This is a genomic window from Rahnella laticis, from assembly GCF_015644585.1.
Lineage (GTDB): Bacteria > Pseudomonadota > Gammaproteobacteria > Enterobacterales > Enterobacteriaceae > Rahnella > Rahnella laticis.
Window position 1 is genome coordinate 380,816 of the sequence record NZ_JADOBI010000003.1, and the last position, 13,121, is coordinate 393,936.

At 55.0% G+C, this 13,121-nt stretch carries 11 protein-coding genes; 8 read left to right on the forward strand and 3 right to left on the reverse strand.

The features are described 5' to 3' along the window. The first annotated feature begins 133 nt into the window (after window positions 1-133). Genes leuA through leuD form a run of 4 tightly spaced genes read left to right on the forward strand, consistent with a single transcriptional unit; the run spans window position 134 to window position 4,832 of the window. Entirely contained in the window at window positions 134-1,723 is a 1,590-nt protein-coding gene (gene leuA / locus IV433_RS08020; RefSeq protein WP_195813715.1) for a 2-isopropylmalate synthase, read from the forward strand. 2 nt (window positions 1,724-1,725) lie between these two features. Beyond that, complete coding sequence (gene leuB, locus IV433_RS08025; protein WP_101075153.1) at window positions 1,726-2,817, forward strand: 3-isopropylmalate dehydrogenase; 1,092 nt, start codon at window positions 1,726-1,728, stop codon at window positions 2,815-2,817. Window position 2,818: 1 nt separating this feature from the next. After that, complete coding sequence (gene leuC / locus IV433_RS08030; RefSeq protein ID WP_101075152.1) at window positions 2,819-4,219, forward strand: 3-isopropylmalate dehydratase large subunit; 1,401 nt, start codon at window positions 2,819-2,821, stop codon at window positions 4,217-4,219. A gap of 10 nt (window positions 4,220-4,229) precedes the next feature. Further along, window positions 4,230-4,832 (forward strand): 3-isopropylmalate dehydratase small subunit, encoded by a 603-nt coding sequence (gene leuD, locus IV433_RS08035; RefSeq protein ID WP_195813714.1) that lies wholly within the window; start codon window positions 4,230-4,232, stop codon window positions 4,830-4,832. Window positions 4,833-4,892: 60 nt separating this feature from the next. Here the strand turns inward: leuD and IV433_RS08040 are convergent, their stop codons facing one another. Next, on the reverse strand, window positions 4,893-6,056 hold the full coding sequence (locus IV433_RS08040; protein ID WP_195813713.1) for an MFS transporter: 1,164 nt from the start codon (window positions 6,054-6,056) through the stop codon (window positions 4,893-4,895). A 260-nt stretch (window positions 6,057-6,316) separates the two neighbouring features. After that, window positions 6,317-6,502: a glucose uptake inhibitor SgrT gene (sgrT, locus tag IV433_RS08045; protein ID WP_195813712.1), complete on the reverse strand. Its 186-nt coding sequence runs from the start codon at window positions 6,500-6,502 to the stop codon at window positions 6,317-6,319. A 101-nt stretch (window positions 6,503-6,603) separates the two neighbouring features. On the opposite strand from sgrT, the gene sgrR reads away from it, so the two are divergent. The 4 genes from sgrR to thiQ all read left to right on the forward strand — a co-directional run bounded on the left by sgrR (window position 6,604) and on the right by thiQ (window position 11,870). Further along, complete coding sequence (sgrR, locus tag IV433_RS08050) at window positions 6,604-8,265, forward strand: HTH-type transcriptional regulator SgrR (RefSeq protein WP_195813711.1); 1,662 nt, start codon at window positions 6,604-6,606, stop codon at window positions 8,263-8,265. A 338-nt stretch (window positions 8,266-8,603) separates the two neighbouring features. Beyond that, entirely contained in the window at window positions 8,604-9,587 is a 984-nt protein-coding gene (thiB, locus tag IV433_RS08055; protein WP_101075146.1) for a thiamine ABC transporter substrate binding subunit, read from the forward strand. Then, window positions 9,563-11,173, forward strand: coding sequence for a thiamine/thiamine pyrophosphate ABC transporter permease ThiP (thiP, locus tag IV433_RS08060; protein WP_195813710.1), 1,611 nt, complete (start codon window positions 9,563-9,565; stop codon window positions 11,171-11,173). The genes thiB and thiP overlap by 25 nt, the downstream gene beginning before the upstream one ends. After that, a complete protein-coding gene (gene thiQ, locus IV433_RS08065) occupies window positions 11,157-11,870 on the forward strand; it encodes a thiamine ABC transporter ATP-binding protein ThiQ (RefSeq protein ID WP_195813709.1) in 714 nt (237 codons plus the stop codon). The genes thiP and thiQ overlap by 17 nt, the downstream gene beginning before the upstream one ends. On the opposite strand, the gene IV433_RS08070 is transcribed toward thiQ, so the two are convergent. Beyond that, on the reverse strand, window positions 11,860-13,116 hold the full coding sequence (locus IV433_RS08070; protein ID WP_195813708.1) for a nucleoside permease: 1,257 nt from the start codon (window positions 13,114-13,116) through the stop codon (window positions 11,860-11,862). The two genes, thiQ and IV433_RS08070, sit on opposite strands and share 11 nt — an antisense overlap. Between the last annotated feature and the right edge of the window lie 5 nt (window positions 13,117-13,121).

Sequence of the window (13,121 nt, forward strand, 5' to 3'; positions counted from 1 at the left end):
AATTTGCGCGGTAAGCCAGTGGGCGAAAATCAGAACTGATTTCAACTTCCACAGACAATAAACCCGCGCCGATGCGCGGGTTTTTTTTTATCTCCCCGCAGGGCGCGAAAATAAAACAGACAAGGAATAACCCATGAGCGAGCAAGTCATTATTTTCGATACCACGCTGCGTGATGGTGAACAGGCGTTACAAGCCAGCCTGAGTGTTAAAGAGAAGATTCAAATTGCAATGGCGCTGGAAAGAATGGGCGTGGATGTCATGGAAGTCGGCTTCCCGGTCTCTTCTCCCGGCGATTTCGAGTCTGTACAAACCATCGCGCGCCAGATTAAAAACAGCCGTGTTTGCGGTCTGGCCCGTTGCGTAGACGGTGACATCGATGCCGCAGCCGAAGCGTTGCGCGTAGCTGAAGCGTTCCGTATCCACGTCTTTTTGGCAACCTCTACCCTGCACATTGAATCCAAACTGAAGCGTTCGTTTGATCAGGTGTTGGATATGGCGGTTCACTCGGTGAAACGCGCCCGTAATTACACCGATGACGTTGAATTCTCATGCGAAGATGCAGGCCGTACGCCGCTGGACAACCTGTGCCGCGTCGTGGAAGCCGCCATCAAAGCCGGTGCGACCACCATTAATATCCCCGATACCGTCGGTTACACCACACCAGTTCAGTTCGGCGGCATCATTACTAACCTGTACGAACGCGTACCTAACATCGATAAAGCGATTATCTCCGTACACTGTCACGATGATTTGGGTATGGCGGTCGGTAACTCCATCGCCGCCATTCAGGCCGGTGCGCGTCAGGTTGAAGGCACGCTGAACGGTATCGGCGAACGCGCCGGGAATACCGCGCTGGAAGAAGTGATCATGGCAATCCGCACCCGTTCGGAATACATGAATGTCCACACCAACATCAATCACAAAGAAATCTACCGCACCAGTCAGATTGTCAGCCAGATCACCAACATGCCAATCCCGGGCAACAAAGCGATTGTCGGGTCTAACGCGTTCGCACACTCTTCCGGTATTCACCAGGACGGCGTGCTGAAAAACCGCGAAAACTACGAAATCATGACCCCGGAATCTATCGGTCTGAACCAGATTCAGCTGAACCTGACTTCCCGCTCCGGCCGCGCGGCCGTGAAGCATCGTATGGAAGAAATGGGCTATAAAGAATCCGATTACAACATGGATCATCTGTATACCGCATTCCTGAAGCTGGCCGACAAAAAAGGTCAGGTTTTCGACTACGATTTAGAAGCACTGGTCTTCATTAATAAGCAGCAGGAAGAGCCGGAATTCTACCGTCTGGATAACTTCAGCGTGCAGTCAGGCTCCAAAATTACCGCCACGGCTTCTGTGAATCTGGCCTGTGGCGAAGAAATCATGACCGAAGCCGCCACCGGCAACGGCCCGGTTGATGCTGTCTATCAGGCCATCAACCGCATCACCGGCTATCAGATTGAGCTGGTCAAATACCAGCTGAGTGCAAAAGGCCAGGGCCGCGACGCACTGGGCCAGGTCGACGTTGTCGTCTCCTTTAATGGCCGCCGCTTCCACGGCGTGGGTCTGGCGACAGACATCGTTGAATCCTCCGCACAAGCGATGGTGCACGTACTGAACAACATCTGGCGCAGCAAACAAGTTGAGATTGAAAAACAACGTTTGCAGCAGGAAAGTCAGCAACACAACAACATTCAAAATAATCAGGAAACGGTGTGAACATGAGCAAGACCCATCATATTGCCGTCTTACCCGGAGACGGAATTGGCCCTGAAGTTATGGCCCAGGCCTACAAAGTTCTGGACGCAGTGCGTCAGCGTTTTGGCCTGAAAATTACGACCAGCGAATATGACGTCGGTGGCGCAGCCATCGATAAACACGGCAGCCCGTTGCCGGAAGCCACCGTTGCGGGTTGCGAACAAGCTGATGCCATTCTGTTTGGCTCCGTCGGCGGCCCGAAATGGGAACATTTGCCACCTAACGATCAGCCGGAGCGCGGCGCATTATTACCGCTGCGTAAGCACTTCAAATTGTTCAGTAACCTGCGCCCTGCCCGTCTGTATCAGGGTCTGGAGGAGTTTTGCCCGCTGCGTGCCGACATTGCCGCAAAAGGCTTCGACATTCTGTGCGTACGCGAACTGACTGGCGGTATCTACTTCGGTCAGCCGAAAGGCCGCGAAGGTCAGGGTCAGCACGAAAAAGCGTTTGATACCGAAGTCTATTACCGCTTTGAAATCGAACGTATTGCACGTATCGCGTTTGAATCTGCGCGTAAACGCCGCAGCAAAGTGACCTCCATCGATAAAGCCAACGTGTTGCAGACCTCGATTATGTGGCGCGAAGTGGTTAACGAAATCGCAAAAGATTACCCGGACGTCAGCCTGAGCCACATGTACATCGACAACGCGACCATGCAGCTGATTAAAGATCCGTCCCAGTTTGACGTGCTGCTGTGTTCCAACTTGTTCGGCGACATCCTGTCTGACGAATGCGCGATGATCACCGGTTCTATGGGCATGTTGCCTTCTGCCAGCATGAATGAGCAGGCGTTTGGTCTGTTCGAACCGGCAGGCGGGTCTGCACCGGATATCGCCGGTAAAAACATCGCTAACCCGATTGCACAAATCCTGTCTGCGGCGCTGTTACTGCGTTACAGCCTGGGCGCGGATGACGCGGCAAATGCAATCGAACAGGCCGTGAATAAAGCGCTGGAAGCAGGTCACCGCACCGGCGATCTGGCGAACGGCCAGCAGGCGTTGGGCACCAGTGAAATGGGCGACATTATTGCCCGCTTTGTGAAAGAAGGGGCATAACATGGCCAAGACTCTGTATCAAAAATTGTTTGATGCTCACGTGGTTTACGAAGCACAAAACGAAACGCCATTGTTATATATCGACCGCCATCTGGTTCACGAAGTGACCTCTCCGCAGGCATTCGACGGCCTGCGCGCAATGGGCCGTCCTGTGCGCCAGCCGGGAAAAACCTTTGCGACCATGGATCACAACGTATCCACGCAAACCAAAGACATCAATGCGAGCGGCGAAATGGCGCGCATTCAGATGCAGGAATTAATCAAAAACTGTGCGGAATTTGGCGTGCAGTTGTATGACCTGAACCACCCGTTCCAGGGCATCGTTCACGTCATCGGCCCTGAGCAGGGTATGACATTGCCGGGCATGACTATCGTGTGCGGCGACTCCCATACCGCCACGCACGGCGCATTCGGCTCGCTGGCTTTCGGTATCGGCACCTCTGAAGTTGAGCACGTTCTGGCGACGCAAACCCTGAAACAGGGCCGCGCGAAAACGATGAAGATTGAAGTTACCGGCGAAGCGCCTGCGGGCATCACGGCAAAAGACATCGTGCTGGCAATTATCGGTAAAACCGGCAGTGCGGGTGGTACCGGCCACGTGGTGGAATTCTGCGGTAAAGCGATTGAAGCGCTGAGCATGGAAGGCCGTATGACCCTGTGCAACATGGCGATTGAAATGGGTGCAAAAGCCGGTCTGGTTGCGCCGGATGAAACCACGTTTGCTTATCTGAAAGGCCGTCAGTTTGCGCCGAAAGAGCAGAACTGGGACGCCGCGGTAGAATACTGGAAAACCCTGAAAACCGAAGACGGCGCGAAGTTTGACACCATCGTGACGCTGGACGCCTCTGAAATTGCCCCACAGGTGACCTGGGGCACCAACCCGGGTCAGGTGATGGCCGTTAATCAGGTGATCCCAAATCCTGCATCATTTGCCGATCCGGTAGAACGCGCTTCCGCTGAAAAAGCGCTGGCGTATATGGATTTGCAGCCGGGCATTAAACTGACCGACGTCGCCATCGACAAAGTCTTTATCGGTTCCTGCACCAACTCACGTATCGAAGATTTACGCGCCGCCGCAGCTATTGCCAAAGGCCGCAAAGTAGCGACCGGCGTGCAGGCGATTGTGGTGCCAGGCTCAGGTCCGGTCAAAGCGCAGGCGGAAGAAGAAGGTCTGGATAAGATCTTCATCGAGGCCGGTTTTGAATGGCGTCTGCCGGGCTGTTCCATGTGTCTGGCGATGAACAACGACCGTCTGGAACCGGGCGAACGCTGCGCGTCTACCAGCAACCGTAACTTCGAAGGCCGTCAGGGCCGTGGCGGACGCACGCATCTGGTCAGCCCGGCAATGGCTGCCGCAGCAGCGGTCACCGGCCACTTCGCTGATATCCGTGAACTGAACTGAGGAAAACACCATGGCTAAATTTACCCAACACATCGGTCTGGTGGTTCCGCTGGATGCAGCAAACGTCGATACCGATGCGATTATCCCGAAACAGTTTTTGCAGAAAGTGACCCGCACCGGTTTCGGCCAGCATCTGTTCAATGACTGGCGTTTTCTGGATGACGCCGGTCAGGTACCTAACCCGGATTTCGTGCTGAACAAACCGCGCTACAAAGGCGCGAGCATTCTTCTGGCACGCGAAAACTTCGGTTGCGGCTCGTCCCGTGAACATGCGCCGTGGGCACTGACCGACTACGGTTTCCACGCGGTCATCGCACCGAGCTTTGCCGATATCTTCTACGGTAACTCGTTCAATAACCAGTTGCTGCCCATCACGCTGAGCGAAGCGGAAGTTGACGAGCTTTTCCAGCTGGTGAAAGACAACGAAGGCATTCAGTTTGAAGTGGATCTGGAAGCGCAAACCGTGAAAGCCGGTGACAAAAGCTATCCGTTTGTCATCGACAGCTTCCGCCGTCACTGCATGATTAACGGTCTGGACAGCATCGGCCTGACCTTGCAGCACGAAGAGAACATCTCCGGCTACGAGAAAAATCAGCCTGCATTTATGCACTGATGACTATGCTTCAGGCGTAAAAAAACCCGCGAACTTCGCGGGTTTTTCTTTTCAGTGCGGTCAGACGTCTTTGACTTTATACATCAGGCCGAGCGCCAGAACCGCCAGAACGGTCGCCGCCCAATACACCGGATAGTGGCCGAAGTTCTCCACGATCACGCCCTGAAGCAAACCTGCGCAAATCACGCCGGTCGAGATACTGTTGGTGAATAACGTGGTCGCCGAACCGGCGCGCCCCGGCATCAGATCCTGAAAATACAGCATCCCGATACCCGCCACGATACCAATGAAAATCGCGTTAAACAGTTGCAGGATCATCAGCGCGGCTTTGAACGGGAACGCCACCAGACCGGCATAGAAAATCACCCCGCTCGCCACCGCATAAAGCATCAGTTTGCGTTTACCAAAACGTTTGACCAGATAGCCGGCCACCAGCATCGCCGGGATTTCCAGCCCTGCCGCCGTACCCATCAGCAAGCCCGCCAGCCCTTCCGGCAAACCTAACTCGCTGGTGATATACAGCGGCATATCAATGATGTACATGATATTGCACGTCCACATCAGCAATGATGCGAAAAACAGCAGACGCACATCTTTGTTCCGCCACGCGCTGACCGGCACGACTTTTTCATCCACCGGCTGTTCGAGGCGTGGCACGGACGGCAGGAAAAACGCAATCATCAGTATGCTGCCGATAAACACCGCGGCCGCACTCAGATACATCGGCGTGAAACCGTAATTCAGCGCCAGCATGAATGACAGCGGCGGCCCCAGCACCCACGCCAGCGAGAGCATCGCACGCATCATCGAGCTGAACATGACGACTTCGCTGGATGAACGATCGGCGTGTTCGCGCGCCAGCGCAAACAGCTGCGGCATTGCCGCATTCCCGATCGCCGCCAGCAAAACCCCGACGGTGATCAGCACCAGATAATCACGGCTGAAAGCAAACACCAGACTGTTGCCGATGGCCATCAGGCAGCAGAACATCAGCAACTTGCGGCGGTCGCCTTTGTTATCCGAACGATTCGCCAGCAGAAAGCTGATCGCAATCCCGGCAATCGCGTTGACGGTATAAAAGAAACCGACCCACATCGGCCGGACTTTCACTTCATTGGTCAGAAACAGGCTAAGCGTCGGCGCCTGCAACGCGCCCGCGACACCACACAGCAAGGACACCACCAGAAAGGTGACATAAATTGCATTAATACGAGGTTTAGACATAACGCCATCCCTGAGAAATGAAAGTCTTACAAAGAAACATACAGTGTATACCCAAAACAATTCGAGTTGCAGGAAGGCGGCAATCGCGCGAATCCCGATGAGCTGACATGAGTCAGTGATTCGGGTGAGCAAGAGCGGCCAACGCATCTGCGGCTCGAAGTGTGAAGGGGATAATCAATAGAAAAAAACCAGTGAGTTACCCCACTGGCTGGTGACATTACACCATTACTCAGAAAATCGAATCTGGCCGCGACTGCGGGTTATAAATGACGGCGGTATTGTTCATCATCCTGCGAGGCGATGTCCCACTGCGTCAGGCGGGAGAGAATGTCTAAACGGTATTCCACCGGAACCCATGACAGCCAGTCAGCATGATTTCTGGCCGCATTTCTGCTGATGGCAGCGAAGTAGCGCTGATAGAAACGGGCGGTTAGCGTGTTTTTCATGATGACCTCCTGACCTTCATGACTGGCTTTCGTTGGAGATCAGTATCGGGGTAATATGAGGAAAGATAAATTGATGAGATTTCCTCCGGAGTTCCTCTTTTATGACCTCGTCCCGTTTGCAACAGCAGTTCATCAGATTGTGGCAAAGCTGCCACGGCGAAGAAACCGAAACCACTTTGCTGGCGTTATCGGAAATCCTGAACTGCTCGCGGCGGCATATGCGGTCCCTGCTCAGCACCATGCAGGATCAGGGGTGGCTCAGCTGGGATGCCGAAGCCGGGCGCGGTAAGCGGTCAAAGCTGACTTTTTTGTACACCGGCCTTGCGCTCCAGCAACAACGCGCCGAAGAACTGCTTGAACAGGACCGGATCGATCAGCTGGTACAGCTGGTTGGCGATAAAAGCATGGTGCGCCAGATGCTGTTATCCCAGCTGGGGCGCAGCTTCCGTCAGGGCAAACATATTCTGCGCGTGCTGTACTATCGCCCGCTGTTTAACCTGCTGCCTGGTACTATGTTACGCCGCTCGGAAACGCACATCGCGCGACAGATTTTCAGCGGACTGACGCGCATAAATGAGGAAAAAGGGGAAGTAGAAGGTGATCTGGCCCATCACTGGCAGGAAATCTCTCCGTTGCACTGGCGGTTTTATCTGCGTCCGGCCATTCATTTTCATCATGGTCGTGAGCTGGAAATGGCCGATATTATTACCACCTTCGCTCGTCTCAAAACACACCGCTTATTCGGCAATATCGTCTCAGTGATCTCGCCGACGCCAAACGTCATCGACATCCATCTGAACGCGCCCGACCACTGGCTGCCGTGGCTGTTCGGGAATATTCACGCAACAATCCTGCCGCAGGAATGGGAGTCATTGCCCGATTTTGCCCGCCATCCGGTGGGAACCGGCCCGTATGCCGTGGTACGGAATCAGAAAACGCAGCTGCGGATCCGCGCGTTTGACGAATATTTTGGATTCCGGGCGCTGATCGATGAGGTCAATATCTGGGTTTTACCTGAACTCAGTGAGGAACTGGTGCATTCCGGCGTCCAGCTTCAGGCTGACGAATCCGGCAAGAGTGAGCTTGAAAGCCGCCTTGAGGAAGGTTGTTATTTTCTGCTTTTCGACCAGCGTTCGCCGGTCGGCCAAAACGCACAAACGCGCCAGTGGCTGTGCGATTTGTTCAATCCGATTGCGCTGCTCAACGCCGCCGAGCCGGTTTACCAGCGTTACTGGTCACCGGCGTACGGCCTGTTGCCGCGCTGGCATCATAAAGCGCTGCTGCCTCGCCCGCCCAAACCTGACGGTCTCACGCAGGTCACGCTGACGTTTTATAACGAGCACTCGGAACATCACGCCATCTGCAATGCACTGCGTCCGCTGCTGGCAGCAGAAGGCATTGAGCTGGTGATTCAGATTGTCGATTATGCGGTGTGGTATCGCGGCGGCGTGAAAACTGATCTGTGGCTGGGCAGTGCCAACTTCACGTTGCCGCTCGAGTTTTCGCTGTTTGCCTCGTTCTTCGAACTGCCGCTGCTGGCGTATTGCTTCCCGCAAACAATGGATGAAGACGCCGCGTTATGGCACGCCGGAAAGCTCTCGATTGCCGACTGGAGCCAGAAGCAGATCGCCAGCCACCATATTCATCCGCTGTTTCATCACTGGCTGGTTTTGCAAGGCCAGCGCAGTATGCGCGGCGTGCGGATGAACACCCTCGGCTGGTTCGACTTCAAATCTGCCTGGTTCGCGCCGCCCGACAGCTAATCGGACTATCGCATTGCGCCGTTAATCTCTAGAATGACATCCGTTCTCAACGGGGTGCCCGAGAGACTTCTTTTGTAATAAAGAATGACCTCGATTTTTAAACGCCGCGAGCGCGTGTTCAGCGGGTGAAGTCCAGCGCACAGAAAGCGGAGCGTACACAAAGTACGTGAGCATTTCGAGCACTGCACGACGCCCGATCAACACACGCGCAGCACGTTTAAATATGGCTGAGACCTGATACCCGTCGAACCTGATCCGGTTAACCCCGGCGGAGGGATTTGAGACTGTGCGATGCTCACTCAAAATCCTTTGCCCCTTTTCTTTTTTGGAGCGCAAAGTTGAAAAAATTATTGTCCTGCCTGCTGTTACTTTCTGCACCTGCCTTTGCTGCAAAACCCGTTCTGACGGTATATACCTACGATTCCTTCTCTGCCGACTGGGGCCCCGGCCCGGCGATCAAAAAAGCCTTTGAGGCACAGTGCGGCTGCGAACTGAAATATGTCGCGCTGGAAGACGGCGTATCTCTGCTGAACCGTCTGCGGATGGAAGGCAAAAACACGAAAGCGGACGTGGTGCTCGGTCTGGATAACAACCTGTTGCAGGCCGCTGAGCAAACCGGCCTGTTTGCCAAAGCGCCGAAAACCGATGCTAAACTGACGGTGCCGGGTGGCTGGAATAACACGACGTTTGTGCCTTACGACTACGGTTATTTCGCGTTCGTGTATGACAAAAATAAACTGAAAAACCCGCCAAAAAGCCTTGATGAGCTGATCAACAGCGACCAGAAATGGAAAGTGATTTACGAAGATCCGCGCACCAGCACGCCGGGTCTCGGCCTGATGCTGTGGATGCAAAAAGTCTATGGCGACAAAGCGCCTGAAGCGTGGCAAAAACTGGCAGCGAAAACCGTGACCGTCACCAAAGGCTGGAGCGAGGCTTACGGCCTGTTCCTCAAAGGCGAAAGCGATCTGGTGCTGAGCTACACCACTTCTCCGGCGTATCACATTGTCGAAGAGAAGAAAGACAATTATGCCGCCGCTGACTTCACCGAAGGTCATTACATGCAGGTGGAAGTCGCGGGCCAACTGGCCAGCAGCAAACAGCCAAAACTGGCTGAACAGTTCATGAAATTCGTCACTACTGAAGATTTCCAGAAAGTCATTCCGACCGGCAACTGGATGTATCCGGTGATCAGCACGCCACTGCCTGATGCCTTTAAACAGCTGACTGTACCGGCAAAATCCTTGCAATACAGCGCACAGGATGTGGCTTCTCACCGCAGCGAATGGATTCAGGCATGGCAGAACGCCGTCAGCCGTTGATCCCCCGCTGGCTGTGGCCGGGCGCGGTGGCGTCACTGGCGATGCTGCTGGTCGCCGCGCTGGCATTAGGCTCGCTGTGGCGTCATGCGCCACAAATGAGCGGTGCGTCCGCGTGGCAGGATCCGTATCTCTGGCACGTTATCCGCTTCACTTTCTGGCAGGCGCTGCTTTCGGCGCTCTGCTCGGTGCTGCCCGCCATTTTACTGGCCCGCGCCCTCTTCCGCCGCCGTTTTCCCGGCCGTCAGCTGTTATTACGATTGTGCGCGATGACGCTGGTATTGCCGGTTTTAGTCGCGGTGTTCGGCATTCTCAGCGTATACGGAAGACAGGGCTGGCTGGCGCAGATTTGCGGCTGGCTGGGCGTGGATTACCATTTTTCGCCGTATGGTTTACAGGGCATTTTGCTGGCGCACGTATTTTTCAATCTGCCGCTGGCAACCCGTCTTTTATTACAGGCGCTGGAAAATATCGCAGTTGAGCAGCGTCAGCTGGCGGCTCAGCTGGGGATGAACGCGTGGCAGCAGTTTCGCTTTGTCGAATGGCCCGCGCTGCGTCGTCAGATTTTCCCGGCGGCAGCGCTGATTTTTATGCTGTGCTTCGCCAGCTTTGCGACCGTCCTTTCCCTTGGCGGCGGCCCGCAGGCGACCACCATTGAGCTGGCGATCTTTCAGGCGCTGAGTTACGACTATGATTTAGGCCGTGCCGCCACGCTGGCGCTGATCCAGTTGTTTTGCTGTCTGGCGCTGGTCTTGCTCAGTCAGAAACTGAGTCAGGCGCTGCCGGTCGGGCAAACGCAGGCTCAGCGCTGGCGCAATCCGGACGACTCCCCGCTGCGCCGCATTACCGACGGCCTGCTGATTGGTCTGGCTTTACTGCTGATCCTGCCGCCGCTGCTGGCCGTGGTTTTCGATGGTATAAATCGCGCCGCCGTCAGCGTGCTGCAACAGCCCGCGCTGTGGCAGGCTTTATGGACGTCAGTCCGCATCGCGCTGGGCAGCGGATTATTGTGCGTGTTGCTGACGATGATGTTGCTGTGGAGCAGCCGCGAGCTGCGTTTGCGCCAGAAAAATGGCTGGGCGCAGGCAATGGATCTCAGCGGAATGCTGATCCTCGCGATGCCGGGCATCGTGCTGGCCACGGGCTTTTTCCTGCTGCTCAGTGACACCACCGGATTGCCGCAATCGCCGTGGCCGCTGGTCATTTTAACCAACGCACTGATGGCCGTACCTTACGCTTTAAAAGTGCTGGATAACCCGATGCGCGACGTGGCCGAACGCTACAATCCGCTGTGCCTTTCGCTGGATATGCACGGCTGGCAGCGGTTGCGCCGCGTCGAACTCAGTGCGCTGAAACGCCCGATTGCGCAGGCACTGGCGTTCGCCTGTGTGCTGTCGCTCGGGGATTTCGGTGTAATAGCGCTGTTTGGCAATGAGAATTTCCGCACGTTGCCGTTTTATCTGTATCAGCAGATAGGTTCCTATCGCAGCCAGGACGGTGCGGTCACGGCGCTTTTACTCCTGCTGCTATGCTTCCTGTTATTTACCCTGATTGAGAAATTGCCGGGCCGCCATGCTGACGCTGAATAAACTGACCTATCTGTACGAGCATTTGCCGATGCGCTTTGATTTGCGCGTCGCGGCGGGTGAACGTGTGGCGATCCTCGGCCCGAGCGGCGCGGGGAAAAGTACCCTGCTCAGCCTGGTGGCGGGTTTTCTGACGCCGGTCAGCGGGCAAATTTTACTGAACGGTGCCGATCACAGCGCAACACCCCCGGCGAAACGTCCGGTGTCGATGCTGTTTCAGGAAAACAATCTGTTCTCGCATCTGACCGTACGCCAGAACATGGGGCTGGGGCTGCATCCGGGGCTGAAACTCAGCGCACAACAAAAGCAGGCATTAGAAGAAATCGCCCGGCAGGTCGGGCTGGAAGATTGTCTGGAGCGTCTGCCGTCGCAACTTTCCGGCGGGCAGCGTCAGCGCGTGGCACTGGCGCGTTGCCTGTTACGCAGTCAGCCGGTTTTGCTGCTCGACGAACCGTTTTCTGCGCTCGACCCTGCGCTGCGCAGCGAAATGCTGAGTTTGCTGGATAAAGTGTGCGGGCAGCGTAATCTCACGCTGCTGATGGTGTCGCACAATCTGGACGATGCGGCGCGGATTGCGCCGCGCACCTTGCTGATTGTGGACGGCAGGATTTTCTACGATGGCCCGACGCAGGCGCTGGCTGACGGCACCGCGCCGGAAGCCAAAGTGCTGGGCATCCGGCGGCCGGATATCAGTGGCTGAGAACCGGTTTGGCGAATTCTGCCGGGTTATGTTTGTACTTAAACGTGCAGGCAAACACGATCACCAGAGCCACGGTATAAGCGGCAAAGGAAAGCCAGATACTTTGCCAGTCTTTCACGCCATCCACCGTAAAGTGATCAACTACATGCCCGCTGGCTATGGCGCCGACATACGCCCCGACGCCGTTCACCATTGTCATAAATAAGCCCTGAGCGCTGGCACGGATGTTATGCGCCACTTCTTTTTCAACAAAAATCGCCCCTGAAATATTGAAGAAGTCGAACGCGCAGCCGTACACCAGCATCGACAGCAACAGGAAAACCATCCCGCCAAACGACGGATCGCCGAAAGCGAACAGTGCGAAGCGCAGCGTCCAGGCCGCCATGCTGATCATCATGACCCGCTTGATCCCAAACCGGGACAGGAAGAACGGGATGGTCAGAATAAAGAAGACTTCGGCGATCTGGGACATCGACAACAGAATGGACGGATACTTCACCACCAGGCTGTCGTGGAACAGCGGATTACGGTAGAAATCATGCATAAACGGGCTGGCAAATGTGTTGCTGATTTGCAGGGAAACACCCAGCAGCATGGCGAACAGGAAGAAAACGGCCATCTTCTTCTGGCGGAACAACACAAACGCGTCAAGCCCCAGCAAGCTCACCCACGAGCTGCCTTTTTTCACGCCGGATGTCGGGCAAGCCGGCAGCGTTAACGCGTACAGAGCCAGCGCCACCGAGATGCCCGACGCGATATACAGCTGAATATTGCTGAGCTCAAAACCGGAAAGGCTGATAACCCACATTGCAAAAATAAACCCGACCGTGCCAAACACGCGCACCAGAGGGAAGTTTTTCACCGTATCCAGCCCGGCTTTCTCAAGGCAAATATAGGAAATGGTATTGGATAACGCGATGGTCGGCATATATACCATGGCATTAAATAGCATCGCAAAGAACATCAGATGGGGATCAGCAATGCCGGCCGCCGTAAATAAAGCAAGCGCACCCAAGAAATGACACAGCGCATACAGTTTATTGGCCTTTACCCAGCGGTCCGCAATAATACCGACGATGCCGGGCATAATAATACAGGCAATACCTTTAGCGCCGTAAACTAAACCCACCTGCGCTCCGGTAAAATGCAATGTGTTGATCATATAAGAACCCAGCGTCACCAGCCAGGAACCCCAGATAAAGAACTGAAGGAAGAACATAATTTTCAGCCGGATTTGTATTGTCATTTTAT

Bases quoted from the DNA above. Each gene is read 5' to 3' on its own strand.
- leuA (WP_195813715.1), top strand. From the start codon at position 134: ATGAGCGAGCAAGTCATTATTTTCGATACCACGCTGCGTGATGGTGAA.
- leuB (WP_101075153.1), top strand. From the start codon at position 1,726: ATGAGCAAGACCCATCATATTGCCGTCTTACCCGGAGACGGAATTGGC.
- leuC (WP_101075152.1), top strand. From the start codon at position 2,819: ATGGCCAAGACTCTGTATCAAAAATTGTTTGATGCTCACGTGGTTTAC.
- leuD (WP_195813714.1), top strand. From the start codon at position 4,230: ATGGCTAAATTTACCCAACACATCGGTCTGGTGGTTCCGCTGGATGCA.
- IV433_RS08040 (WP_195813713.1), bottom strand. From the start codon at position 6,056: ATGTCTAAACCTCGTATTAATGCAATTTATGTCACCTTTCTGGTGGTG.
- sgrT (WP_195813712.1), bottom strand. From the start codon at position 6,502: ATGAAAAACACGCTAACCGCCCGTTTCTATCAGCGCTACTTCGCTGCC.
- sgrR (WP_195813711.1), top strand. From the start codon at position 6,604: ATGACCTCGTCCCGTTTGCAACAGCAGTTCATCAGATTGTGGCAAAGC.
- thiP (WP_195813710.1), top strand. From the start codon at position 9,563: ATGGCAGAACGCCGTCAGCCGTTGATCCCCCGCTGGCTGTGGCCGGGC.
- thiQ (WP_195813709.1), top strand. From the start codon at position 11,157: ATGCTGACGCTGAATAAACTGACCTATCTGTACGAGCATTTGCCGATG.
- IV433_RS08070 (WP_195813708.1), bottom strand. From the start codon at position 13,116: ATGACAATACAAATCCGGCTGAAAATTATGTTCTTCCTTCAGTTCTTT.